Annotated in this window: 23 protein-coding genes; 18 read left to right on the top strand and 5 right to left on the bottom strand. The window is 66.1% G+C overall.

The genetic code is table 11. The annotated features are described in order from the left end of the window. The 4 genes from IP69_RS06855 to IP69_RS22480 all read left to right on the top strand — a co-directional run. Positions 1-468: (2Fe-2S)-binding protein (locus tag IP69_RS06855; protein WP_197279718.1), on the top strand; the 468-nt coding region annotated here is incomplete at its 5' end. After that, positions 465-1613 (top strand): FAD-dependent oxidoreductase, encoded by a 1149-nt coding sequence (locus IP69_RS06850; RefSeq protein ID WP_054142063.1) that lies wholly within the window; start codon positions 465-467, stop codon positions 1611-1613. The genes IP69_RS06855 and IP69_RS06850, both read left to right, overlap by 4 nt. Before the next feature lie 96 nt (positions 1614-1709). Then, positions 1710-2057 carry a Rid family hydrolase gene (locus IP69_RS06845; RefSeq protein ID WP_054142062.1) on the top strand — a complete coding sequence of 116 codons (348 nt, stop codon included), beginning with the start codon at positions 1710-1712 and terminating at the stop codon, positions 2055-2057. Positions 2058-2086: 29 nt separating this feature from the next. Next, on the top strand, positions 2087-2212 hold the full coding sequence (locus IP69_RS22480) for a hypothetical protein (RefSeq protein ID WP_282568230.1): 126 nt from the start codon (positions 2087-2089) through the stop codon (positions 2210-2212). Here the strand turns inward: IP69_RS22480 and IP69_RS06840 are convergent. Beyond that, complete coding sequence (locus IP69_RS06840; protein WP_054142061.1) at positions 2209-3117, bottom strand: LysR family transcriptional regulator; 909 nt, start codon at positions 3115-3117, stop codon at positions 2209-2211. The two genes, IP69_RS22480 and IP69_RS06840, sit on opposite strands and share 4 nt — an antisense overlap. A gap of 108 nt (positions 3118-3225) precedes the next feature. Between IP69_RS06840 and IP69_RS06835 the strand changes: the two genes are divergently transcribed. Both IP69_RS06835 and IP69_RS06830 read left to right on the top strand, forming a co-directional pair. Further along, positions 3226-3546: a nuclear transport factor 2 family protein gene (locus tag IP69_RS06835; RefSeq protein ID WP_054142060.1), complete on the top strand. Its 321-nt coding sequence runs from the start codon at positions 3226-3228 to the stop codon at positions 3544-3546. Next, entirely contained in the window at positions 3546-4325 is a 780-nt protein-coding gene (locus IP69_RS06830; RefSeq protein ID WP_054142059.1) for an SDR family oxidoreductase, read from the top strand. Before IP69_RS06835 ends, IP69_RS06830 begins: the two co-directional genes overlap by 1 nt. Before the next feature lie 14 nt (positions 4326-4339). Here IP69_RS06830 and IP69_RS06825 read toward each other — a convergent pair whose 3' ends face one another. Continuing rightward, positions 4340-4807 carry a MarR family transcriptional regulator gene (locus tag IP69_RS06825; protein ID WP_054142078.1) on the bottom strand — a complete coding sequence of 156 codons (468 nt, stop codon included), beginning with the start codon at positions 4805-4807 and terminating at the stop codon, positions 4340-4342. A 139-nt stretch (positions 4808-4946) separates the two neighbouring features. Between IP69_RS06825 and IP69_RS06820 the strand changes: the two genes are divergently transcribed. The 6 genes from IP69_RS06820 (at position 4947) to IP69_RS06795 (ending at position 11861) form a co-directional block, all read left to right on the top strand. After that, complete coding sequence (locus IP69_RS06820; RefSeq protein WP_054142058.1) at positions 4947-5735, top strand: alpha/beta hydrolase; 789 nt, start codon at positions 4947-4949, stop codon at positions 5733-5735. 205 nt (positions 5736-5940) lie between these two features. Continuing rightward, positions 5941-6666: a winged helix-turn-helix domain-containing protein gene (locus IP69_RS06815; protein ID WP_054142057.1), complete on the top strand. Its 726-nt coding sequence runs from the start codon at positions 5941-5943 to the stop codon at positions 6664-6666. Positions 6667-7056: 390 nt separating this feature from the next. Continuing rightward, on the top strand, positions 7057-7584 hold the full coding sequence (locus IP69_RS06810; protein ID WP_156323329.1) for a DUF1127 domain-containing protein: 528 nt from the start codon (positions 7057-7059) through the stop codon (positions 7582-7584). Between the two features lie 191 nt (positions 7585-7775). Continuing rightward, positions 7776-9440 (top strand): GMC family oxidoreductase N-terminal domain-containing protein, encoded by a 1665-nt coding sequence (locus tag IP69_RS06805; RefSeq protein WP_082359054.1) that lies wholly within the window; start codon positions 7776-7778, stop codon positions 9438-9440. 91 nt (positions 9441-9531) lie between these two features. Continuing rightward, the gene (locus tag IP69_RS06800; RefSeq protein WP_054142055.1) at positions 9532-10731 is read left to right on the top strand and encodes a cytochrome P450; all 1200 of its coding nucleotides are present in this window, start codon (positions 9532-9534) and stop codon (positions 10729-10731) included. Then, the gene (locus IP69_RS06795) at positions 10731-11861 is read left to right on the top strand and encodes an FAD-dependent oxidoreductase (protein ID WP_349236289.1); all 1131 of its coding nucleotides are present in this window, start codon (positions 10731-10733) and stop codon (positions 11859-11861) included. Before IP69_RS06800 ends, IP69_RS06795 begins: the two co-directional genes overlap by 1 nt. 114 nt (positions 11862-11975) lie before the next feature. Here IP69_RS06795 and IP69_RS06790 read toward each other — a convergent pair whose 3' ends face one another. Continuing rightward, complete coding sequence (locus IP69_RS06790; RefSeq protein WP_054142053.1) at positions 11976-12392, bottom strand: MarR family transcriptional regulator; 417 nt, start codon at positions 12390-12392, stop codon at positions 11976-11978. A gap of 206 nt (positions 12393-12598) precedes the next feature. Between IP69_RS06790 and IP69_RS06785 the strand changes: the two genes are divergently transcribed. The 5 genes from IP69_RS06785 to IP69_RS06765 all read left to right on the top strand — a co-directional run bounded on the left by IP69_RS06785 (position 12599) and on the right by IP69_RS06765 (position 17000). Beyond that, positions 12599-13606 carry an alpha/beta hydrolase gene (locus tag IP69_RS06785; RefSeq protein ID WP_248306747.1) on the top strand — a complete coding sequence of 336 codons (1008 nt, stop codon included), beginning with the start codon at positions 12599-12601 and terminating at the stop codon, positions 13604-13606. A 207-nt stretch (positions 13607-13813) separates the two neighbouring features. Next, complete coding sequence (locus IP69_RS06780; protein ID WP_054142051.1) at positions 13814-15202, top strand: YncE family protein; 1389 nt, start codon at positions 13814-13816, stop codon at positions 15200-15202. Between the two features lie 12 nt (positions 15203-15214). After that, a complete protein-coding gene (locus IP69_RS22105; RefSeq protein ID WP_197279714.1) occupies positions 15215-15721 on the top strand; it encodes a DUF305 domain-containing protein in 507 nt (168 codons plus the stop codon). A 2-nt stretch (positions 15722-15723) separates the two neighbouring features. Continuing rightward, the gene (locus IP69_RS06770; RefSeq protein WP_054142050.1) at positions 15724-16236 is read left to right on the top strand and encodes a sigma-70 family RNA polymerase sigma factor; all 513 of its coding nucleotides are present in this window, start codon (positions 15724-15726) and stop codon (positions 16234-16236) included. Continuing rightward, on the top strand, positions 16236-17000 hold the full coding sequence (locus IP69_RS06765; protein WP_054142049.1) for an anti-sigma factor: 765 nt from the start codon (positions 16236-16238) through the stop codon (positions 16998-17000). Before IP69_RS06770 ends, IP69_RS06765 begins: the two co-directional genes overlap by 1 nt. Before the next feature lie 210 nt (positions 17001-17210). Here IP69_RS06765 and IP69_RS21770 read toward each other — a convergent pair whose 3' ends face one another. Together IP69_RS21770 and IP69_RS06760 are read right to left on the bottom strand one after the other, a co-directional pair. Continuing rightward, positions 17211-17351, bottom strand: a complete 141-nt coding sequence (locus IP69_RS21770) for a hypothetical protein (RefSeq protein WP_248306746.1) — start codon at positions 17349-17351, stop codon at positions 17211-17213. Between the two features lie 95 nt (positions 17352-17446). Continuing rightward, entirely contained in the window at positions 17447-18352 is a 906-nt protein-coding gene (locus IP69_RS06760; RefSeq protein WP_054142048.1) for a LysR substrate-binding domain-containing protein, read from the bottom strand. Between the two features lie 123 nt (positions 18353-18475). Between IP69_RS06760 and IP69_RS06755 the strand changes: the two genes are divergently transcribed. Then, positions 18476-24577 (top strand): metallophosphoesterase, encoded by a 6102-nt coding sequence (locus IP69_RS06755; protein WP_054142047.1) that lies wholly within the window; start codon positions 18476-18478, stop codon positions 24575-24577. Positions 24578-24981: the final 404 nt, after the last annotated feature.

Raw genomic sequence — 24981 nt, 5'->3', positions numbered from 1 at the left:
CGGGGCGAGATCGCGGCGCTCGACGCCGCCCGCCGGCTCGGCCGGCTCTCGGAGGCGCAGCGCAACGAGCAGGCAGCCCCGACCCGCGCCGAGCTCGCCCGCAGCCTGCGCGGCCGCCGCTTCCTCGATCTGCTCTACCGACCGTCCGCGCAGTTCCTCGCGCCCCCCGCCGACGAAACCATCATCTGCCGCTGCGAGGAGGTCACCGCCGGCCAGATCCGCGATGCCGCAAGCCGCCTCGGCGTCACCGGCCCCAACCAGATGAAGGCCTTCCTGCGCTGCGGCATGGGCCCCTGCCAGGGCCGGCTCTGCGGCCCCAGCGTGGTCGAACTGATCGCGCAGGTGCATGGCGTGTCGCCGGCCGACACCGGCTATTACCGCCTGCGTCCGCCGGTGAAGCCCGTGACGCTCGCCGAACTCGCGGCCCTGCCGCCGACGGACGCCGCCGTCAAAGCGGTGGTTCGGTGAGCGCAGACCGCCGCAGCGCCGACGTCATCGTCATCGGCGGCGGCATCCATGGCTGTTCGACGGCGCTGCATTGCGCGATGCGCGGGCTCTCGGTGATCCTGCTCGAGAAGGACCATGCCGGCCGGCACGCCTCCGGCGTCAATGCTGGTGGCGTGCGCCAGCTCGCCCGCCATGTCGCGGAGATCCCGCTTTCCAACACGTCGATGGCGCTCTGGCACCGCATCGAGGACCTCGTCGACGATGATTGCGGCTTTACCTCGGACGGGCAGGTGCTGGTCGCGGAGGACGAGGAGGACCTCGGCAATTGCCGCTCCCGCATCGACGACCTGACCCTGCGCGGCTTCCACCATGAGGAGCTAATCGACGCGGCCGAACTGCGCCGCCTCGTCCCGGCCGTGGCCGACACCTGCCCCGGCGGCGTGGTTTCGCGCCGCGACGGCGCGGCGATCCCCCTGCGCGCCACGCAGGCCTTCAAGCGCAAGGCCCAAAGCCTGGGCGCCGATATCCGCGAGGGCGTGCGCGTGACGCGCGTGGCCCGCGACGGTGCCAATTGGCGGGTCGAGACCGATGACGCCGACTTCCTCGCGCCACGAATCGTCAATGCAGCCGGCGCCTGGGCGGACCGGATCGCCGCCGATCTCGGCGAGCCGGTGCCGCTCGAGGCCATCGCGCCGATGCTGATGATCACGGCGGCGATGCCGGCCTTCATCAAGCCGGTGGTGATCCTGCGCAAGCGCAAGCTCTCCTTCAAGCAGTTTAGCAACGGCACCGTGCTGATCGGTGGCGGCTATCTCGGCCGCGCCATCCGCGACGAGAACCGCACCGTGCTCGACTGGGGCAAGCTCGCGACCAACGCGAAGACCGTGTGGGACCTGTTTCCGGTGATGCGGGCTGCGCCCATCACCCGCGCCTGGGCCGGCATCGAGGCGCGCATGCCAGACGATCTGCCCGTCTTCTGCAAGAGCGCCCGGCATGAGGGCGTCTACCACCAGTTCGGCTTCTCGGCTCATGGCTTCCAGCTCGGTCCCGGGGCAGGGGCCGTGATGGCCGAGATCATCGCCACCGGATCTAGCAACGTCCCCATCGACGGGCTCGGCATCGGGCGGTTTGCGCCGTCGTCACACCAGCCGTCATTGCGAGCGTAGCGAAGCAATCCAGGGGCCGCCGTGCGCTGCTGCCCTGGATTGCTTCGCTGCGCTCGCAATGACGACCACAGCCTTTCACCAGCAGGAGAGAAGACCATGACCATCAAGCGCAGCATCAAGACCCCGATCCAGAACCGCGTCGTCGAGACTGGCAACCTCGTCTTCGTCGGCGGCTGCATCGCCGACGATACCACCCAGTCCATGGGCCCACAGACCCAGAACATCCTGACCAAGATCGAAGGCTATCTCGGCGAGGTCGGGCTCGACCGCAAGGCGATCGTCGCAGCCCAGATCTACGTCACCGACCTCTCCCAGAAGAAGGAGATGGACGCCGCCTGGACCGGCTTCTTCGGCGACGACATGCCGACCCGCGCCACAGTCGGCGTCGCCGATCTCGGCGGCGGCGCAATCATCGAGGTGGTGGTCACCGCGAGCCGCGGCTGATCACGGCGTCAGAGCGCGCGTCGCATCCCATGCCGGACGCGACGCGCCATCGCATCGCGATCGGGGTGCAGCGGGAGTGGCCAGCCGTGGTGCCCAGCGCCGTAGCCTATTCCGGCGAGTTGCCCGAAAGCGCGGTGGTGAAGCGGGCTGGCTAGGTAGGACGCCCATGCGCCGCGAACTCGCGCGCTAGAGTCAGGAAGGCCTTCATTCCCGCCGAGAGGTTTCGGCGGCCGGGGTAGTAGAGGCAAAGCCCGGGGGACGGCGGCGTCCAGTCGTCCAGGATGCGGATGAGATCGCCGCTTGCGATGTCCGCGAGGACATCCTGCTCCAGGAAGAAGCCGACGCCGATGCTCTCGCGCACGGCGATGCGCGCAAGGCTACCCTCATCCAGAATGATCGGGCCGCGGACATCCAGTTGAGCGATCTCGCCGTTCTTTTCGAAGTGCCAGCGAAAAAGCCCGCCATCCGGCAGCCGCACACGGATGCAGGTGTGACGGAGAAGGTCCGGCGGGACCCGAGGCTTGCCGTGGCGCTCGAAATAGCCCGGTGATCCGACGACCGCATACCGCTGCGGGCGACCAAGTGGCACTGCGATCATATCGCTGGGCACGAGCCCCGCGACCCTCACGCCCAGATCGAACCCGCCAGCGACGACGTCGACCAGCCTGCCCTCGGTGACGATATCGATGGTCATGTCGGGATAGCGTCGCAGGAACGCGACGACGAGTGGCGACATGATCGCGCGGGCGGCGAACGGCGCGGCGTTGATCCGGATCGTGCCTGAAGGCGTCTCGCTGTGTGACCTGACGCTTTCCAGCGCGCTGCGCATGTCCTGCAGCGTCGGGCCGACCTGCTCGACGAAGAGACGGCCTGCCTCGGTCAGCGAGACGCTCCGGGTGGTGCGGTTGAACAGGCGCACGCCCAGATCCGCTTCGAGCCTGCCGATCGCATGGCTGAGCGCGGTGGCCGAAATGCCGAGTTCGACGGCGGCCGCACGGAAGCTGCCCTTGCGCGCGATCGACAGGACCGCCTCCAGATCATTAACCGCCAGCCGATCCATTGCCCCGATTCCTTCATCTCGTCATCCCATAATATCCCGATTATTAATACAATCATCGAGGTCTATCTTCGGTCGCATCAGACCATTGTCGGTCAGAGGAGAGACGAGATGAACCTGCCGAACTGCATCAAGGCCTATTTCGAGGCCGACAGCCGCAACGACGTCGGGGCGCTGATGGCGACGTTCTCGCCTGAGGCGATCGTCGAGGACGAGCACCAGCGGCATGCCGGGCCTGAAGCGATCCGTGACTGGTGGAGCGAGGCGAAGCGGAAGACCCCGCATGTCAACGCGCCAATCGAGGCGACGACGACCGGCGATGTCACGCAAGTTCGCACCAGGGTCAGCGGCGATTTTCCCGGCAGCCCGGTGACCCTGCTCTTCACCTTCACCCTCAGGAACGACGTGATCATGCGTCTGGAGATCGCGTGATGACCGGCTTCATCTCCTTCGAGGGCAAACGCGCGCTGATCACCGGCGGCACCAAAGGCGCTGGCGCGGCCACGGTCGCGCTGTTTCGCGAACTTGGTGCGCAGGTGCTGACCAGCGCCCGCTCCCGGCCCGATACGTTGCCCGAAGACCTTTTCGTTCCGGCCGATCTGACGACCGCAGACGGCGCGCGGACGGTCGCCGAAGCCGCTGCCGAGCGTCTCGGTGGCGTCGACATCCTTGTGCATATGCTGGGAGGCTCGTCTGCTCCGGCCGGTGGCTTTGCCGCGCTGACGGAGGAGGAGTGGCAGAAGGAGTTGGCCCACAACCTCCTGCCGGCCGTTCGCCTCGACCGCCTGCTCGTGCCGGATATGGTGGCGCGCGGAAGCGGCGTCGTTGTCCATGTCTCGTCGATCCAGCGGCTGTTGCCGCTGCCGGAGTCGACGACGGCCTATGCCGCAGCCAAGGCTGCTCTGTCTGCCTACAGCAAGGCGCTGTCCAAGGAGGTCTCTCCCAAAGGCGTCCGGGTCCTGCGGGTCTCGCCCGGCTGGATCGAGACTGAAGCGGCGACACGTCTTGTCGAACGGTTGGCGCGGGAGGCTGGCACCGACTACGAGGGCGGAAAGAAGATCATCATGGACGGGCTCGGCGGCATCCCCTTGGGACGCCCGACGCGGCCGGACGAGGTCGCGAGCCTGATCGCGTTCCTGGCATCCGATCGCGCCGGCGCGATCACCGGCTCAGAGCACATCATCGACGGCGGAACCGTGCCGACCGTCTGAAAAGCCGAACGCGCTCAGGCCGGTGTCGTCCATCCGCCGAGCTGGGAATAAATCGTGTCGCGCAATCGTCTAACATCACGATTGAGGTCGGACAGATCGTTCGGGCTCTGAAGCGACGCACCCAGGAGAGCATTGCCGAGACATCCCGCTTTGGACCTGATGGCGAGTCCAGCGTCCGTCAGGCTGACCACGACCTGCCGCTCGTTCTGAGGGTTCCGCGTTCTCTTCACGAGACCGGCGACCTCCAGTCGCTTCAGCAGAGGCGTAAGCGTGCTCGACTCCAGGGCCAGTTTTTCGGCGATCGCGCCGACTGTCTGCCCGTCCTCAGCCCAGAGGACGTTGAGAACGAGGTATTGCGGATAGGTCAGCCCGAGCTGATCCAGAAACGGCTTGTAGACGCGCTGGATCGCCATGCCGGCGGAATAGAGCGCGTAGCAGAGCTGGTCGTCGAGAGCGGGCGGGGTGCTGGTCTGATCGGACACGGGAAGGCCTCCACACGCAACACATAGAGGCACGCGCGCAAAAAACAATATCGCGATAAATGTCGCTTGACAGTCGCTGTCGTGCGAGTCAAACAGATATCGCAATAAATATTATCTCAATAGCAAAAGGAGAGCGACTATGAACCCCATGAGCAACAGCATCCTCGCCGCCGCGGCCGCCACCATCCTCGGTCTCCAGCCGGCTCAGGCAGCCGACCCGGTCCCCACGACGCAGTCCGTCCGGAATGTCGTGCTCGTGCACGGCGCCTTCGCCGACGGCTCAGGCTGGCGCGGCGTCTACGACAATCTGACGGCGCGCGGATACAAGGTCACCATCGTCCAGAACCCCCTGACCTCGCTTGCCGACGATGTCGCCGCGACCCAGCGCGCTCTCGCCCGGCAGGACGGCCCCGCCATCCTCGTCGGTCATTCCTGGGGCGGCACGGTGATCACGGAAGCCGGCAACGACCCCAAGGTCGCGGGCCTCGTCTATGTCTCGGCGCTGTCTCCCGACGCCGGCGAAACGACGGCCCAGCAATATACCGGCTACACGACGCCGCCGGAGTTCGTCCTCGACGTCCACAGCGACGGATTTGGCTATGTCGCTCCGAGACAGTTCAAAGCCGGCTTCGCGGCCGATACCAGCGATGCCGACGCGGCGTTCATGCGGGATTCGCAGGTGCCGATCGCGATGTCGGCCTTCGCGACGAAGCTGACCCAGGCCGCCTGGCGCAGCAAGCCCAGCTGGGCCGTCATCGCCACCGACGACAAGGCGTTCGACCAGCGCATGCTGCACGGCATGGCCAAGAAGATCGGCGCAAAGGTGACCACGGTCGCGGCCAGCCACGCGGTGTTCATGACCCAGCCCAAAGTCGTGTCCGAGGTGATCGACGAAGCGGCGCGGACCTCCAGGACGGCAAGCCGCTGAGGCGCAGCAGTGGTGTGTCAGACCGCTATGCAGGCGGGTTCCCGGACCCGCCTGCTCGTTGAGCCCATCGAGCAACCTCGGGGGCGTCGCTCATCACCAAGCCTTCGGCGTCGGTCAATTCGTCACGCCGCGCGTCTGGCAAACATACGCCCTCGGACCTGAGACCTTTCGATTACCCGGGACTCTCCCCCGCTGGAGCCGTGTCGTGAAGCACATCCTTCTGATCGATGACGACCCGACGATCCGCGATCTGCTGTCCGACTATCTGTCGCAGCACGCGTTCCGCGTCACCGCGATCAGCGACAGCCGACCGCTGGCGCGGATCGTCGGCACCGATCCCGTCGATCTCGTCGTCGTCGACCTCAATCTCGGCCATGAAGACGGGCTGGAGATCGTCCGCCGCCTGTCCAGCACGTCGGATGCGCCGATCATCATCATCAGCGGCGACCGGCTGGACGAAGCCGACAAGGTTGTAGGCCTCGAACTTGGTGCCAGCGACTACGTCACGAAGCCCTTCGCGATCCGCGAGTTCCTGGCGCGTGTGCGGGCATCATTGAGGGAGAGGCCGGCACACAAGAAGCGGAAGGAGCGGAAGACCTATCGCTTCGGCCGCTTCGAGCTCGACATCGATACACGAAGGCTCGCCGACGGCGACGGCACGGACATCAAGCTCACCGCGGGCGAGTTCAAGCTGCTCACCGTCTTCCTGAAGGCGCCCCAGCACGTGCTGTCGCGTGAACAACTGCTGACGGAAACGCGCAGCCACAACGATGAGGTGTTCGACCGCAGCATCGACGTCTTGATCCTGAGGCTGCGGCGCAAGCTCGAGGCGGATCCGGCGCGGCCGCAGCTCATCCGGACCGAACGCGGGGCCGGCTATGTCTTTACGAGCGATGTCATGGTTCGCGACGCAGCGCGGCTGCGGACATGACCCGAGAAGGCCGGTTGGGTCGGCGCGCGACCCATCATCGACGTTCGCCTGGCCGGTTGCCGCTGGTGGCGCAGCCGCCGGCTGCCGCCGGCGCACAAGCCACGCGCGGACGCCTCAGACGCGCGCCATGTCCGTCGCGTTCCGGGCCTGCGCAGCTTCGCGGTCACGGCACCCTTTATCCCTGGTGACCGGACCGGCAGCCTGAGCGAGCCCGTCGCGATGATGCCAGCAGCCGGATGGGACGGATGCTCCGTGCGCCAGCAGTCAGCAAAAGACATGGATCCAAGACGTCGTCGAAGTCATGAATCGAATATTTCATCTGTAACGTTAAAACCGGATCTGATCGTTTCCGTGTAACACGGCGACCGGACAAAGGCCTCATCGCTGAAGATGGAGCCGTACATGAAGTACTCCGATCCAAATCATGTGAAAGATCGGGCCGAATATCTTTCGTATCTGCCCGCACCGGGCGTCAACATCATCGCTTTGCGGCGGCCTAACGGGGTTCATGGGCGGCATCGGCCGGGCTTTTCCCCGCGCCGTGACGCGCCAACTCCCCCGCTCATGTCGCCCGAAGGCCTCGGGACGCGCACGCCCGTGTCTGGGGTTTCCTGGATCGAGCGGCTGGTGATCGATTTCGGGATCGCCGGCAACGCCTTCGCATTCGGCAGCGCGTTCGAGCCCTACCCACCGCAGTCAGTTCCCGCTCATGCGAAGGCCGTCCAACCGGGGCGCCCTACGCTGGCGCGCCGGTTGAGGGTGGCGGTTGCCGGCGCCTGGCATGGAATCGGGCGCGAAGTGGCGATCAGGCGAGCCGTACAGGATCTGCGCCGGCTCGATGCGGCGATGCTGCGTGACATCGGCATCGTCGACGCCACCGCGATCGAGATTTTCGTACGCAACGGCGGCGAACGCTGAGCCGCGAGGTCCCGGGCGCGCCCGTCGATCGGGCCGCATCGCCCGCCAGCCGCTTCAACAACCCGACCGGGATCCCCGTGACGGGCAGCGTCGTGATCAGCCGTCCACCCTATCGCCGAAGCACCGCCGCTCGTCGCGCTCCTGAAGCGCCCGACCGGTTCGGCGCTCCAACCCGCAAAACAGAGGCACCAATGGACTATTCGAACGACATCACCGGCCGTTCTCAGGTCGACGATCGGTCTGCCACGCAGCAGCGCGATCCGATCGGGGAGAGCTTCGATTTCATCGTCTGCGGCGCGGGCTCCAGCGGTTGCGTGGTCGCGGCGCGACTGGCGGAGGATGGCAATGCAAGCGTCCTCCTGCTGGAGGCCGGCGGAGACGACGAGTCCGAGACCGTGTCGGACCCCGCTCAGTGGCCTCTCAATCTCGGCAGCAGCCGCGACTGGGGCTTTGTCGGCGAGCCGTCGAGCGGCCTGGGCGGTCGTCGCCTGGCGCTCAGCATGGGTAAGGGCCTCGGCGGCGGCTCTAGCATCAACGTCATGGTCTGGGCCCGTGGTCACCAGGCGGACTGGGATTACTTCGCCGCCGAGGCCGGGGACGAGGCCTGGGGCTACCAGTCGGTGCTCGGCAATTATCGCCGGATCGAGGATTGGCGCGGCGCGCCCGATCCGCTGCGTCGCGGGTCGGGGGGCCCGGTCTATGTCGCTCAGCCGCTCGCGCCCCAGCCCGTCGCGCGCACCCTCGTCGATGCCGCCGGCGCGATGGGCATTCCCGTCTTCGACACCCCCAATGGCGAGATGATGGAAAGCGCGGGCGGGGCTGCGATCGCGGAGCTGCGGGTGCGCGGCGGCAGGCGTGAATCGGTGTTCCGCTCCTATGCCCATCGCATGATGTCCCGACCGAATCTGACGGTCATGACCGGCGCTCTGGTCACGCGCGTCCTGTTGGACGGCCGGAAGGCGATCGGGGTCGAGCTCCTCCACGAGGGCAAACGGCGACAGATCCGCGCCCGCTGCGAAACCGTGCTGTCGCTCGGGGCCGTCCAGACCCCGAAGGTGCTGATGCAGTCCGGCATCGGCCCCGAGGCCGAGCTGAAGGCCCATGGCATCGATGTGGTCCAGTATCTGCCGGGCGTCGGCCGCAATCATCAGGACCATATCGCCTTCGGCTGCACCTGGGCCTACCGCAAGCCCCAACCCATCGGCGCCGGTGGCTGCGAAGCAGCGATCTACTGGAAAAGCGATTCCCGCCTGCCGGCGCCGGACATCCTGCAATGCCAGCTCGAATTCGCGGTGCCTTCACCGGCGGAAACAGGCATCGAGACGCCGGCCCATGGCTGGACGATGTTCGCCGGCCTCGCCCAGCCCAAAAGCCGCGGGCGGCTGCGCCTCTCCGGGCCGAATGCCGACGACCCCATGCTGATCGAGCCGAATGCGCTCAGCGCACCGGAAGACGTGGAGGCAGCGATCGCGGCCGTCGAACTGTGCCGCGACATCGGCAACGCCAGGGCCTTCGACGAACTGGTCGCGCGGGAGACGGCGCCGGGCCTCCGCGATCGGGCCGGCATGCTGGATTTCATCCGCAAATCGGCAGTGACCTACTGGCACCAGTCCGGCACGGCCAAGATGGGACGTGACTGGATGTCAGTGGTCGACAGCCGGCTTAAGGTCTACGGGATCGACGGGCTGCGGATCGCGGATGCCTCGATCATGCCGCGCATCACGGTCGGCAACATCATGGCGCCCTGCGTCGTCATCGGCGAGCGCGCGGCGGACATGATGCGCCAGCAGCACGGGCTGTCGCACGCCGGGCGTTCAGGCTCATCGACCCAGGCAGCCGTTGAGGCCGCCCTCTGAAACGCCGCCACCAGCCTTCCCTCATGAGATCAGACCGCCGGCGAACCGACCGGCCTGTCGCATCTCCATCAACGACCAGGCACCAAACACCATGCTCGACACCATCCAGGACGTTCCCGTCATTCCATCCGCCGATCTCGAAACGGATCCGCACAGCACGCTGCGTCGCTATCGCGCATCCCACCCGTTCGCAGCGCTCGAAACGGGAGGCTACATCGTCCTGGGCTATGACGATGTCAGTCGGCTCGCCCGCGATCCCCGATTGCAGGCAACCGAGGTCGCCCTGCCGGCGCAGGCTGGCCTGTCGCAAGGCGCGCTGTTCGACATCTTCGCGCACGGCATGCTGACGGCCAACGGCCAGGTTCATCAGGATCGCCGCTCGCCGATATCGAGGGCGCTCGTCGGCGAGGTCGCCGAGCAGTATCGACGCCATGTCAGGCGCAGCGCGCACGCATTGATCGACCGTTGCTTTGCCAGCGGCGAGATGAAGCTGGTCGGCGACTACGCCGCGCCGTTGCCGGCCCTCGGCCTGGCGGGTCTGCTGGGCGTGCCCAAAGGCGAGCTCGCCCCGTTCCTGCGCGACATCGACGCGATGAACGCGTTCTTCCGCCCCGATGCGACGGCTGCGACCGCTTCCTCCGCGGAGAAGGCGGCGGTCAGGGTTCGAAGCGCGATCGGGCTTCTGATCGATTACGAAGGCGACGACCAGGCCGGCGGCTTCCTGCAGCACTATGTTCGGTTGGCCGAGACCGAGCCGCGGCATGCGCGGGTCGAAACCCTGATGCAGATCGTCCAGCTCATCATCGGCGGCACGGAATCGGTGCGAACCGCAATCGTCGCGCAAACGGCGAATCTGCTCGCCAATCCGCTGCAGTGGCGGGCGGTTGTCGAGAATCCCGAACGCGTGCCCGCAGCCGTGGCTGAAGCCATGCGTTTTGAGCCCGGCATCGCGGGCCTGGTCCGCTTGTCGGCCGAAGATATCGCGATCGAGGGTCGCACATTGCCGGCGGGGCAACTGGTCGTGCTGTCGCTGATGTCGGCCCTGCGCGACGAGCGGATCTTCGACCGTCCCGACACATTCGACATCTTTCGCCTGAATCCCGGCCCCTCCCATCTCGGCTTTGGCGGCGGCGCGCATCAATGCGTGGCCGACGCGCTGGGACGGGCCGCGCTTCAGGAGGCTCTGTCGGTTCTGGCCGAGCGGCTCCCGCATCTGCGGCTTGCGCAGCCGCCGGTGTTCTCCGGCCATGTCTTCGTTCGTGGCAGCACCGAGTGCCGCGTGACCTGGTGATGGTGCCTCATCGAGCGACGGATATGCGAATTCTGATCGTGGGCGCCGGCATTGCCGGGCTGGCCACCCACCGCGCCTTGTCGCTGCGCGGGTTCAAGCCGACCATCGTGGACCGAAATCCGGGTGCGGGAGAGGGAGGCGCCGGGCTCTTTCTCCCTGGAAACAGCGTCAGGGCGCTGGAGCAACTCGGATTGCTCGATGCGCTGCTGAAGCACTCGCACCCGATTGCACGGCAACGAATCTGCGACGAGAACGGCCGGCTGCTGCACGAGATCGACACCGCTGAATTCTGGAGCGCTGTCGGTCCCTGCAGAGGGACCCGGCGATCGACGCTGTGGCAGTTGCTGAGGGACGGCATCGATACGGACCTGATCACGACATCGGTCGAGACGATTGACGAGCGAGACGATCACTGCCGCGTGCGTTTCGATGACGGCAAGAGCGGCGAGTACGATCTGGTCATCGGCGCGGACGGCGTTGGATTCAGTGTCCGCAGGCTGACCTTCCCCGATTGTCGCGGACCGGACTATGTCGGCAATGTCTGCTGGCGTTTCATCGTTCACAACATCTGTGGCGTCGCGGACTGGACAGTCATGCTGGGCCGCGATCGCAGCCTGCTCTGCAAGCCGATTTCACCGTCGGAGCTCTATGTCTATGCGGATCTCTCCGTCCCGAAGCACGAGGTCTCCCGCTATTCGGCCACGACGCGTCTTCGGCCGCTGTTCGATGGCGTCGCCGGTCCGTTGCAGCCGGTGCTTCGGCTGGCGGGATCGGCGGATGTCCACTTCGCCGCGCTCGTGCGGCTGCGGCTGGACCGCTGGCATCGCGGCCGCGTGGTGCTCGTCGGCGATGCCGCGCATGCGGGTCCGCCCAGCATGGCCCAGGGCGCCGGCATGGCGGTCGAGGACGCGCTGGTGCTTGCCGACGAACTGGCTGGACGGGACGACCTAACGGCTGCCCTTGCGCGGTTCGAGGCCCGCAGGAAACCACGCGCCGATTGGGTTCATCGGCAGAATGCGTCGCGCGACAGGGCGCGTCGCCTTCCTCGGGTTGTCAGGAACGCCCTGTTTCGCTTCGGCGGAGCGATGCTCTATCGGCATTCCTATGCTCCTCTCACCGATCCTGTCTGACCCCGGATCCGGTTTGGGTCGCCTTGGAAGGGGTGAAACGCCGGGGCTGCCACGCATCCGCAGCGACAAATCGGCCTTGCCGAGCTTACCTGGACGTGATGCCGGCGCTCCGCGTCACTCGGATGCAGACAGCCGCGTTCGCAGGGCGCCGATTTGATCGGTCAGGCTGCGGGCCTCTTCACCGGTCAGCCCCGTCGCCTCGAGCATGCAGGGCGGGACGAGCCTTGCCTTGTCGAGCAGCGCGCGACCTTCGCCCGTCAGCCGCAGGCGCACCTGGCGCTCGTCGGCAGGGTCGCGGCTGCGCGACACCAGCCCCGCTGCCTCCATGCGCTTGAGCAAGGGCGTCAGCGTGTTCGACTCAAGGAAGAGCTGCTCGCCGATCTCGCCGACGGTGCGGTCATCGCGCTCCCAGAGCGTCACCATCACCAGATATTGCGGGTAGGTCAGGCCGAGCTCGTCGAGCAGCGGCTTGTAGAGCCGGTTGAAGGCGTGGCTGGCGGAGTAAACCGCAAAGCACAGGAAATCGCTCAGTCTCGGTTCGTCGCTCGGCTGAGCTTAAGGGGTGGTCGGCATCGGATCCTCCTGGGTTCCGTCCTAAAATAATCGCACACGATTAAATCGCAAAGGATTGACAGGCGCAAGGCTGCCATTTATTCAATCGCTCACGATCTAATCGTTAGCGATTTCAGATCGACCGACGGTCCTCCGCCGGGCCAACCGAACCAGAAGGAGACGAGATCATGTCGAACCGCACCGAAACCGCCGCCAGCAGCCCCGCCCGCCGCGACCTCTTGACCGGGATCGCGCTGGCTGCCGTCACCGTAACCGCCGCGTCGCTGGCGGCCAGCGAAGCCGCAGCCCAGACGCGGCCCGCCGCGAAGGCGCCCGCCCGCCGGGCCAAGCCGATCGTCGATGGCGATCATGTCGTGACCCGCGAAGGCGTGCGGCTGTATTTCAAGGACTGGGGCCCCAAGGACGGCCCGGTCGTGACGCTGAGCCATGGCTGGCCGCTGTCCTCCGACAGCTGGGAGAACCAGGCCTTCTTCCTCGCCAACAACGGCTTCCGGGTCATCAGCCATGACCGCCGCGGCCATGGCCGTTCCACCCAGACCTGGGACGGCAATGACATGGACCATTATGCCGACGACCTGGCGGAGGTGATCGAGGCGCTCGATCTCAGAGACGTCTCGGCTTTCGGCTTCTCGACCGGCGGCGGCGAGGTCGCGCGCTATGTTGGCCGCCACGGCACCGGCCGGGTCGCCAGGGTCGGCTTCATCGCCGCGGTGACGCCGATCATGCTGCGCAAGCCCAGCAACCCCGACGGCGTACCGATGGAGGTCTTCGACGGCATCCGCAAGGGCTTCCTCGCCGACCGTGGCCAGCTCTTCCGCGACATCGCGGCGGGCCCCTTCTTCGGCTACAACCGCCCCGGCGCGAAGGCGAGCCTGGGCGCGATCGAAGCCTGGTATGCGCAGGGCATGCAGGCCGGCTTCAAGAACACCTTCGACTCGATCAAGGCGTTTTCGGAGACCGATTTCGTCGCGGATCTGAAGAAGCTCGACCGGCCGACGCTGATCGTCCATGGCGACGACGACCAGATCGTCCCGATCGAGACGACCGCGCGGGCCGTCAAGCGGCTGCTGCCGAATGCCGTCCTGAAGGTCTATGAGGGCGCCCCGCACGGTCTCTCCGAGACCCACAAGGACCGCCTGAACCAGGACATGCTCGCCTTCCTGAAGAGCTGAGCATCGCTTGCGAAGAGGATCGCGGGGGCGCGGTGCGCCCCCGCACCCCGCTTCAGCGGATCAGGAATCCGATGCCGGGTTTGTTCTCCGGTTGAACGTCCGCGAAGTTAACGCCACGCCTGACCGCTTCACAGAAGCGTGAAGTCGTGGCCTCGACGGAATAGTTCATGCCCTCGCACATCTCACTCCCGTAACCAGGAGCAGGATATGTCGAGCAGAAACGCACATGGGCCAAGCCGGCGCGCCGTGATCCAGGCGACTGTTGCCGCCGCGGCGCTGGGATCGAACGCAGCCCGGGCCCAGACGCCGCCCGCCCAGTCGGGCCCGCGAGCGGGAGACCGTGTCTTCATCACCAACGAGGATTCCAACACGCTGAGCGTCATCGATCCGGTGTCGGACGAGGTGTTGTCGACCGTCAATCTGACCAGCTTCGACGAGGATGCGCGCCCTCCGTTCCGCTTCGTGACCGGCAATGTCACGCCGACCCATGGAGAGATGATCCAGAAGCCGCTCTATCATGGCGCGATCTCGATCCATGGCTGTGTGCCGTCGCCGGATTCGCGGATCTTCGCGACTGCCGGTCGCGGCACGAGCAATCTCTATCTCGTCGATGCGGTGACGCTGAAGGTCATCGGCAATCAGCCCAATCCGCTGGCCGGCCCGACGACGGCCGCGGATTCCCTGACCTCCGGCATCCTTGTCGGTCGCGAGCCGCATGAGCCCACCTTCACAAGGAACGGCAAGGAGATCTGGGTCGCGCTGCGCGGCGAGAACAGGCTGGCCATCATCGACGTCCAGCGCGCCATGGCGGAATCGGCGGGCGAATTGCCGCGCGGCGCGGCGATCCGCCGCTTCGTCCCCGTCCTGCCGGGGCCCGCCATGGTCTGGTTCTCGGCCGGCGGCGAGACCGCCTTCGTGATCTCGCAGAAGATTCCACGCATTGACGTGTTCAGCGTCACCTATGACGCGCAGGGCTTCTCGACGACGGAGCGCAAGGCGACGATCGATACCTCGGCGCAGGATCGCTTCGGCTTCGCTCCGTTTTTGAAGATCAGCCCCGATGGCCGCGAGTTCTGGATCTCGCAGAAGCTCGCCGATGGCCTCTCGGTCTACGAAGCCGGCGGCGAGCACAAGCTTCTCGAGCATCTGCCGCTTGGCGACCGGGCGCGCCCCAACCATGTCGAATTTGTGCGAAGCGAACGCGGCAATGTCGCCTACGCGACGTTCGGTCGGGTCGATGATAACGGGCCCGATGGCCGGGCGGCCAGCCGGATCGCCATCATCGACAGGTCGGCGCCTCCCGGCCAGCGCCGCGTCGTCGGCCATTTCTTCAGCCATGGGCGAGAGGCGCACGGCATCTGGACCGACCCGTCCAACAGCAAGCTCTATGTCGCCCACGAGCTGGACGAACTGCCCGGCTCGCCGCATGCGGGACAGACGGTCTGCTGCGTCTTCGACGTCAGCGATCCGCTGCGCCCGCGCTTCACCAAGCAGATTCCGCTCGGGACTCTCGATCTGCCATCCGGCAAGCTGCGCAACAAGAAGTCGATCAACCTCGTCTATGTGCGCCCCGGCGCACGCAGCGCGACCGCGTGAGGAGAGCAGACGATGGCCTTCTCGCTCGGTACACTCCTGGCGCTGATCACGGACGGGCCCGTGCCCGCCCAGCACAGCGGGCACGGAGCCCATCATGGCCATGGAGCCCATCATGGTCATGGCCGTCAGGGCAGTGCGACGGCTCCGCCGGCAGAGGTGCAGGGTCCGACGGCAAGCCCGGCTCCCGCCGCTACGATCCCGGCCGCCCCGGGGGGCTATGACCGCTTCATCAAGGACATGCATGTCGGCATGGAAAAGATGATGCAGGACATGCACGCCGATCCACCGTCCGGCAATCCCGACATCGACTTCCTCGTCATGATGGTGCCCCACCATTGGGGCGCCGTGGAGATGGCGCGGCTGGTGCTGCGCGACGGGCGCGACCCGCTCGTTCGCGAGATCGCGCAGAGCATCCTCGCAGGCCAGCAGACCGAAATGCAGGGCATGCGCGGACGCCTCGAGGCGCTGCGACGGGGCGGCGACGACTATCCCTCGCTCAGCGGCAACCGGGGCCCCTGATCATGCTCGGCAGCGTGTCCGACCTCGAAATCGAAGCCCAGATCCCGGCCCTGAGGCGGTTTGCGCGCTCGCTTGCCCGCAACCCCGACGATGCCGACGAACTGGTCCAGGACACGCTGCTGCAGGCGCTGTCACGCTGGCGGCAATTGCGAAAGCCGGGCAGCGTCAGGGCGTGGCTGTTCCAGATCCTGTTTAACCTGCACCGGCATGGTCGCCGCCGCCAGCGCGATCTCGCCCGGTTCGCCCATGACGAAAGTGCCGACCATGCCGACCCGTCGGGCGACCAGAACCAGGCTCTCCATCTCGGCGACGCGCTCGCGGCGCTGTCGCGGCTGCCGCAGGACCAGCGCATCGCGCTCGAACTGGTTGCGGTGGAGGACATGACCTATCAGGAGGTCGCCAGAGTGACCGAAGTGCCGATCGGAACCGTGATGTCGCGCCTGAGCCGCGCCCGCGAGCGCCTGCGCGCCGAGCTGGAGGGCAGCAACGTCACCCCGTTTCGGAGGATGAAGTGATGTCGCATTCGGGTCCGATCGGCGATGACGACATCCAGGCCTTCATCGATGGCCGGCTCGCACCGGACCGGCAGCGCGAGGTCGAAGCTTTCCTCGCCTCGGAACCGGCGCTGCGGAGCCGCGCGGAACAGCATCGCGCCGACACCCAGGCCTTGCGGGCCGCTGCCCAGATGCGCGCTCAAGAACCCATCCCGCCGTCGCTGCGACTCTCCGAGGTCCGGCGTCGCCGATCTGCGCTGAATGTTTCGCACTATCAGCAATGGGCCGCCGGCCTGTGTTTTTTTGCTGTCGGCGGTCTGCTGGGCGCTGCCCTGGTTCGGCAGGAGCCGGCCCCGGTCGCAGCGCGACCACAAATGGCCGATGCCGTCGTCGCGTTTCGCGCCTTCGCGGGCCGCTCGGTCGACACGGTCGAGTTTCCGGCGGCCCAAGCTGCGGTCATGAGGCAGATGATCTCGCAGCACCTCCGGCAAGACATCGTCCTGCCCGATCTCTCGGGCGTCGGACTGGCCTTTCGGGGCGGGCGGCTGCTGGCCAGCGACGAGGGGCCGGGCGGCATGTTCGTTTACGCCGACCCGATGGGCGAGCCGATCGCGGTTTATGTCAAGACGCTGGCCAGGGCGCGCAAGGCGGATCTCAACGCGCGGCAGGACGGCGATGTCACGGCCTATTTCTGGTTCACCGGCGATCTCGGCTATGCGGTCCTTGGCCCATCGACGTCCCCCTATGCAAAGCGCGCCGCCGAGCAACTGAGTTCGAGGGAATGAGAACGGATAAGGCTGTGCACATGATTATTCGAACGCGCCCTCCATTGCAGCGTATCGAGATCGGCACTCCGTCAATCCCGCGTTCATCGTCGATGAACGCGGGCGCCTCTTGAACGGGCGCCGATCTCCTTTCACCTGAAAAGAAAATGCGCGCAGTCGCCGACAGAGGTCTGGGCAAAACACGCTGATGCCTTGGCGTGGGTCAGGCGTTTACTTCACCTTGGCCAGAGCCCCTTTCGCTGCGGCCTCGATGACATCGGTCACGGCCTTGGGCTGTGTCAGGAAGACGACGTGACTGCCCTTGACCTCGGTCGTGGCCGCGCCGATACGCCGCGCGACGCTTATCCGCACTGCGTTTTTGGGGTGTCGGGCATGGCGCAACTCCGATGACGGTGATGCAAGCTCATCGGTGCATTTAATCGTGATTGCGCAGCGATGGACGCAGGTCATTCCGTCGCCGCGTGTTGTCGGCTGGTTTCGAGCCGGTCGCTGACGGCACTCGCCGCGTCGAGGAACGCTTTGATCAACGGCGTGCGCATCAGATCGCGGGAGCAGGCGACATATTCGTCGAAACTCGGTGCGGGCGGTGCGATCCGGACGAGGACGCACCGTCGATCCTCGCCGGCTTCCGAACGCAGGACGGGTGCGATGCCGAACCCACAGGCCACCGCCTCCTTGATCGCCTCGCGCGACTCGATCTCGAGACATTGCGGCATCGCGAGATCCGCAGAGGTCAGCGCATTGAGAAAAGCGCTGCGCGTCACCGAACCAGGCTCCCGTATGATAATGGTTTGGCTTGCCAGTTCGGCGCAGGACACGGTGCCCCGCCGCGCGAAGGGGTGTTCGCGATGGACCAGCAGGGCGATCTCATCGCGCCGCAGCAGCTGGATATGGTACTTGCTGTCGCCGGCCTTGAGATCGGCCATGATGCCGATGTCGATGTCGTAGCGCGCCATCGCGTCGAAGATCGCGGTCGAGTTGCCGACGCGTAGCGAGAACGTCACATCCGGATATTTGATCCGCAGTTCCTGCAGGATCGGCAGCACGTGATAGGGGCCGACCGCTCCGATGCGCAGATGCCCCTTGCTCAGGTTCTGGTGGCCGATCAGCAACTCCCGCGCTTCGTCCTGGGCAGCATAGATCCGCTCGGTAATCACTTTGAGATGGGCGCCAAAATCCGTCAGCTCGATCCGGCGACCGACGCGCCGGAACAGCTGCACGCCATAGCCTTCCTCCAGGATCTTGATCTGCGCGGAGACGGTCGGCTGGCTGATGCCCAGCCGGGCAGCCGCGCGGGTGATGCTCTCCTCGGTGGCGGCGATGTGGAAGCAGCGCAGCTGGGCGTCGTTCATCCCGCCGATCCCCCACGGACGGGCCGCCTATAAGAGCCATTGGTCCTTTCTATTGGAAGGGCTGCGCTCGCCCGTCCAATGGTTGCGTCATCACCCGTCAGTTCCGCACGGAGAGGATCGACCATGGCTTACCTGAACCCCATCAATGACATGCTGCTGCGCATCGGAGCCGACGCGACCAAGCAGGTCGATCTCAAAGCGGCTTTTGGCGACAGCTACGCGACGTTCTCGGTTGCGAGCAGCGATGGCAGCGCCGTCTCGGCGCAGATCGTCGATGGCGTGCTGACCGTCAGCGCGCTCGGCCTCGGCTACGCCGATCTCGTGATCACGGCGACCACGGAAGCTGGCGCCTCGGTCACCGACAATGTCCGCGTCAACGCCGCCGGCGCCAACGCGTTCACGATCGCGGCCCTGCCCGATACCCAAAGCTACACGTCCAATGCCGCGAAGAACCATGTCTTCGGTGACATGACGCAATGGCTGGCCGACAATGCCGAGAGCCTGAACATCGATTTCGTCGTCGGCCTCGGTGACGTCACCGACAACAACAACACGGCCCAATGGGCGATCGCATCGGAAGCGCTCCACCGGCTCGACGGCAAGATCCCGTACTCGATCCTGCCTGGGAATCACGACCAGGCCGCCGGCGGGTCGGCCGCTGATCACTCCACGACGTTTCTGGACAATCTCTTCTCGCCGGACGCGCAGGCGGCGACCAACCCCGGCACGTTCCGCGGCGTCTATGACGCCGAGCCAGAGCGCTCCGCCAACAGCTACCATAGCTTCACGGCGCCCGACGGCACGAAATGGATGGTGCTCAGCCTCGAATTCGCTCCCCGCGACGACGTGCTGCGCTGGGCCGGCGAGGTGATCGAGGCCAACCTCGACCACCGCGTCATCATCGCATCTCATACCCTGACCACCTATGCCGGCCGCAGCGACGCGATGGGTTCGACGATCGGTGCCGCTCCGGTCCAGGGCTACGGCGTCGCCAACGCCGCCGAAGGCGCCAATGACGGCGAGGCTGTCTACCGCCTGCTCACCAGCCAGTACCCGAATGTGGTGATGACGCTGTCAGGCCATGTGCTGGGCGATTCCGCCGAGACCAACATCAGCTACTCGCAGTTCGGCAACAGCGTCATCGAGATGATGGTGAACTACCAGAGCGGCTCCTCGACCGAGATCGTCACCGGCGGGGGCGAAGGCGCCATCCGGCTGCTGACGATCGATCCGGATAATGACCGCATCTTCACCTCGACCTACTTCACCGAGCGCGACGCCTATCTCACCGGCTATCGCGACAAGGAGGAACTCGACCGCGACGGCCTGACCGGCCCCTATCGCGATCACCAGCAGGAAATAACCGGCCTCGATCTGAGCACGCCGGAGCTTTACGCCCAGGCCAAGGCCGGCAGCGATGTCTTCGTCGAGGCGCCGTCGGACGCGTCCGGCGCGCAGGTGACGCTGGACGGCAGCGACTCGCTGAATGCCGACCGCGCCCGCTCCTATGAATGGCGCGACGCTGACGGCACCATCGTGGCGACCAGCGCCGTCGACACGATCGCGCTTGCCGCCGGCAAGCACGATTTCACGCTGCATGTCACCGACGCGAGCGGCAAGGTCTCGTTCGATCAGACCCGGGTCGTGGTCTCCGACGAGAACACCCTGCTCGTCGATAATTTCAACGACGGCAATGCCGATGGCTGGAGCAAGCCGCCGACGCCCCGCGCGCCGGACCTCTCGGACAAGATCGCCTTCGGCACGACCGAGCAGCTCGGCCTGCCGGCCCTGCCGGGCGGCGCAGGCAGCGCCATGTTCTTCCCGGCGACGGCGCCCACCACCGAGGGCTTCCTGATCCGCCCTGAATTCGGCTCGACCGCTCCGATCAAGAGCTACTCGCTGGCCATGGATATTCTGGTGCCGGTGGCCAATAAGGGACTTTGGTTTGCCCTGCTGCAGACCGACCCCAATCAGTCCGCCACCAATGACGCCGATGTCCTCATCAACACCGCCGGCGGCATCGGCATCAACGGCGACTACAAGGGCGTTTTCCAATACGGCGTCTGGCAGCGGGTCGTCCTGACGGTCACCGATCTCGGCAACGGCAATTCGACGCTGGCCAAATATGTCGATGGCGTACTCGTCGGTTCGCAGTCGATGCCGACGTCGCGCTTTCAGATCGACCCCGAGAAGGGCTTCCTGATCTTCTCCGACAATGCGCCCAACGGCACGGCGCTCCAGACCCAGTCCGGCTATGTCAGCAGCGTCATGTTCTCCGACAAGCCGCTGACGGCGGCGCAGGTCACCGCCCTTGGCAAGGCTGACGCTGACGGATTCACCGCTGCAGCGCCCGCCGGCAGCAATGCCGTGCAGTTCGACTTCCCGGCAGCGGATCCCTTTGCCCCCAGCCATGGCGACGGCGCGTTTTCGGTGGTCGAGTTCGACAGCATCTTCGAGGCCACGGAATTCGGCACGACCGAAGAGCTTGGTGCGATCTCGCTGCCTGGCGGCAGCGACGAGATCATGGAGTTTCCGGCGACGCGCCCCGATGAGGGCTATCTCATCAAGCCGGGCTTCGCCGCGGCCGATGGCGGCGCTCTCAAGAGCTACACGATCATCTGGGACGTCTTCGCCCCGGAGGCGACCAACCATTGGATGGCGCTGCTCCAGACCGACCCGACCAATCTCAGCGATGCCGATTTCCTGGTGAACATGGCCGGCGGCATCGGCATCAACGGCGCCTACACCGGCAAGTTCGCGGTCGATCAATGGCAGCGCATCGCGCTGACGGTCAGCGACAATGGTGACGGCACCGTCACCCTCAACAAGTATCTGCAGGGGGTTCTGGTCGGCTCGCAGGCGATGCCGACCTCGCGCTACCAGATCGATCCGGAGAAGGGCTTCCTGATCTTCACCGACGAAGGCCATTTCCAGTGGAACTTCGAAACCCTGCATGGCTATACCAACAGCGTCTTCTTCACCGACAAGGTGATGAGCGCGGCCGAGATCGGCTCGCTCGGTGGCGCCAAGGCCGGCGGCATCATGCAGGAATCGCAGATTGATCCCGCGCATGCGATCCAGTTCGACTTCGACAATGGCAGCCTCGACCCGCGCTTCGGCGAGGGCACGCTCTCCCTGTGGGACCGCAACGCCGCCGAAAGCCTGGACGGCTGGAGCGTCAAGGGCTCGATCCATGCGCCCGATCAACCCGCCGATGGCGAAGGTGCGCTGCATGATCGCAGCGATGCGGCCGGCAAGCTCTTGGTCTGGCAGGCACAATCCGCACGCGACTGGACGGACTACAGCTATGACGTGACCCTGCAGTCGACCGACAATGACGATATCGGTGTGGTCTTCTATTATCAGGACGCCGCAAACCATTATCGCTTCGTCATGGACAACGAGGCCGTTTCGCGCAGCCTCGTGCGGGTCAAGGACGGTGTCGAAACCGTGCTGGCGCAGACGAAGGCCGGCTATCGCTTCAATGACGCACTTGATCTGCGCGTCGTGGTGTCCGACGGCCGGATCGACGTTCTGCTCGACGGCAAGAGCGTCTTCGACGGGCCGGTGACGGATACCGATCCGCTCGCGGGCGGTTCTGTGGGGGTCTATTCCAGCGGCCAGAAGAGCTCGATCTTCGACGATGTCATCGTCAACACGCTCGCCCTGACGGCCCATGGCGAGGGCGATGTGCGGTCCATTGCCGCCGAGGGTGAAGACGGCGCGCTTGTCCAGCTCTCGGCGAAATCGTCCTTCGGTCCGGCCGACATCGTGTCCTATCGCTGGCTCCTTGACGGCGAGGTTCTGGCGCAAACGGCCGACGCGGCCGTCATGCTGCCGGTCGGCACCAAGCAGGTCGTGCTCGAAGTCACCGACAGCACGGGCAAGGTCTCTACGGACGTGGTCGCTGTCGACGTCGTCGGCCGCGACACGGTGCTGATGCAGGACCGGTTCGAAAACGGCGCGCTCGACAATGTCTGGTCGATCCTCGACGAGGGCACGATCGAGGGACCGTCCGACTGGGCGGTCGAAGGCGGCCGGCTCGTCCAGAAATCCAACATCTACAGCGAGCAGCTCACCGCGGGCGGACCGAGCAATGCCAATGACTGGCAAAAGGGCTGGAGCCCGCTGGGCGACGGCAACTACATCCTGCGCAAGGGCACCATCGCCGTCTACGATGCGCAGGCCGCCGGTGCCTATGGCTGGAAGGATTACTCCATCGAAACCTCGTTCCGGACGCCCGATGATGATGGCCTTGGCTTGGTCTTCTATTATCAGGACCCGGAGAACTATTATAAGATGGAGCTGAACCATCAGTATCAGGTCTGGACCCTCGTGCGGCTGCAGGACGGCATCGAGGAGGTGCTTGGTCAGGCCTGGCACAAATACGCGATTGGCCAGGACACGACGCTGCGGGTCGATATCGTCGATCACCGGATTTCGGCCTATCTCGATGGCGAGGCACTGTTTCCCCTGCCGATCGAGGACCGCGGCCTGACGTCAGGCACCTTCGGCCTCTATTCCTGGGGCAGCCAGGGCGTGAGCTTCGATGATGTGACGGTCGTCTCGCTGGCGAAACCGGCTGCCGGCGGTCCGCTGCTCGGCACGGCGGGCGATGACGTGCTGGTCGGGACGTCGGGTGACGACGTGATCCTGGCGGGGCAGGGCGACGATCTGGTCGAGGCCGGCGACGGCAGGGACACGGTCGAAGGCGGCGAGGGCGATGATGTCCTCGACGGTCAGGCCGGCGACGACGTGCTGCTGGGCGGCGCGGGCGATGACGAACTGATCGGCGGAGACGGTGATGACCGTCTCGCCGGCGGCGCGGGCGACGATCTGCTTGATGGCGGCGCAGGCATCGATACGGCCGATTACGCCGACGACACCGCCGGCGTCACCGTCGATCTCGCGGCCGGCACGGCCGAGGGCGACGAGAGCGGCTCCGACACGCTCATCGCGATCGAAAACGTCATCGGCGGCGCCAGCGACGATGTCCTCAAAGGCGATGCCGGCGACAACCGGCTCGAGGGCAACGAGGGCAGAGATACGCTGGTGCTGTCTGGCGCGACGGCTGCGATCGCGCTCGATCTGGTGGCCGGCACGGTCTCGGCCGAGGGGTTGGGCCGAGACCTCTTCACCGGCATCGAGGCTTTCCGCCTCGGCGAGGGCGATGACCGCCTGGTGATCGCGGCCGGCGCGGCGGCGGTCGGGTCGATCAATGGCGGCGCCGGCACCGATACGCTGGTGCTGAGCGGCACCGGCACGCTGGGGGCGCTGACCGATGTCGAGGCGGTGGAACTTGCCGGCGACTGGACGCTGACGGATGAGGGCTACGACGTCGCCTTCGGCGCAGGCGCCCAGACGCTGACGCTTGAGGCCGCGCTCTTCGCCGATGGCGGATTTGCCGGCACGATCGCGGGCTTCGGCCAGGAGGATCGCATCGCGCTTGCGGGGATCGCGGCTGACAGCGCGACGCTCGGCGCTGGCAATCTCCTGACCCTGACCGGCGCGGCGACCGGCCCGGTGACGCTGCAGCTCGATCCGGCCCAGGACTTCTCCGGCATGGGCTTCAGCCTGGCCGGGGACGGCCAGGGCGGCGTCGTGCTCAGCTACGGCCCGGCCAATGCGGGCGACGACGTCCTCACCGGTGGCAATGGCGACGACACCCTCGATGGCGGCGCCGGCAATGACGTGCTCAAGGGCGGCGCGGGCGACGACACGCTTCTGGGTGGCGCGGGCGATGATCAGATCGATGGCGGCTCCGGCGACGATCTGATCGCGGCCGGGATCGGCAACGACATCGTCAAGGCGGGCTCGGGCGACGACGTGATCGAGGCGGGCGAAGGCGACGACGTCGTCGATGCCGGCTCGGGCGACGATACCGTCCTCGGCGGCGCGGGCAACGACACGCTCGACGGCGGCTCCGGCAACGATCGCATCACCGGCGGCGCGGGTGACGACAAGCTGACCGGCGGTTCCGGCCACGACGTCTTCGTCTTCGCGGCAGGCTTCGGCCGGGACATGATCACCGACTTCCGCACAACCGGCGCCAGCGCCGACGTGCTGGAGTTCTCGATCGGGCTTTTCGCCGATTTCGACGATGCGATGGAGGCCGCCAGCCAGTCTGGGGCCGACACCGTGTTCAGCTTTGATGCCGACACCACGCTCACCCTCAAGGGAGTCGATCTCGCCGCGCTCGGTTCGGACGATTTTCGCTTCGTCTGAGCACCGCCCGGCACGCAGGATAGCAAGTGGGGGCGCCCGAAAGGGCGCCCCCACTCGCCTGAGCGGCCTTTTCGTTCGTGAGCGCGGCGACTGAGATGTATCCGACGCCAATGGGAGCGTTCGACGGCTGTTCAAGAACTGCGATCTCTGATCGTCTCATTCCAGTTCAGTCTGCCCGCAAATCGGCTGTCACATGCCGCTGCGAGGTAGGAGCTCTGAAGCTCGGTTCAGTGAACGAAGCCGGACTTCGTGGATCTGATATGAGGCCAAGTCAGGGTCCGATGCCTAAGCCGAGCTGTACGGCCAGGAAGCGGCCGCTCCGGATGTCCGGAAAGGGCCAAATCGCTGGCCGGTTGTCCGGGCGAGATGCGCCGGGAGCAGCAGACCTTGAAATCCGCGAGTCT

It is taken from the genome of Allobosea sp. AAP35 (genome assembly GCF_001295925.1).
GTDB lineage: Bacteria > Pseudomonadota > Alphaproteobacteria > Rhizobiales > Beijerinckiaceae > Allobosea.
The sequence above is the reverse complement of the archived record's forward strand: the minus strand, read 5'-3'. Positions and strand labels throughout refer to the sequence as shown.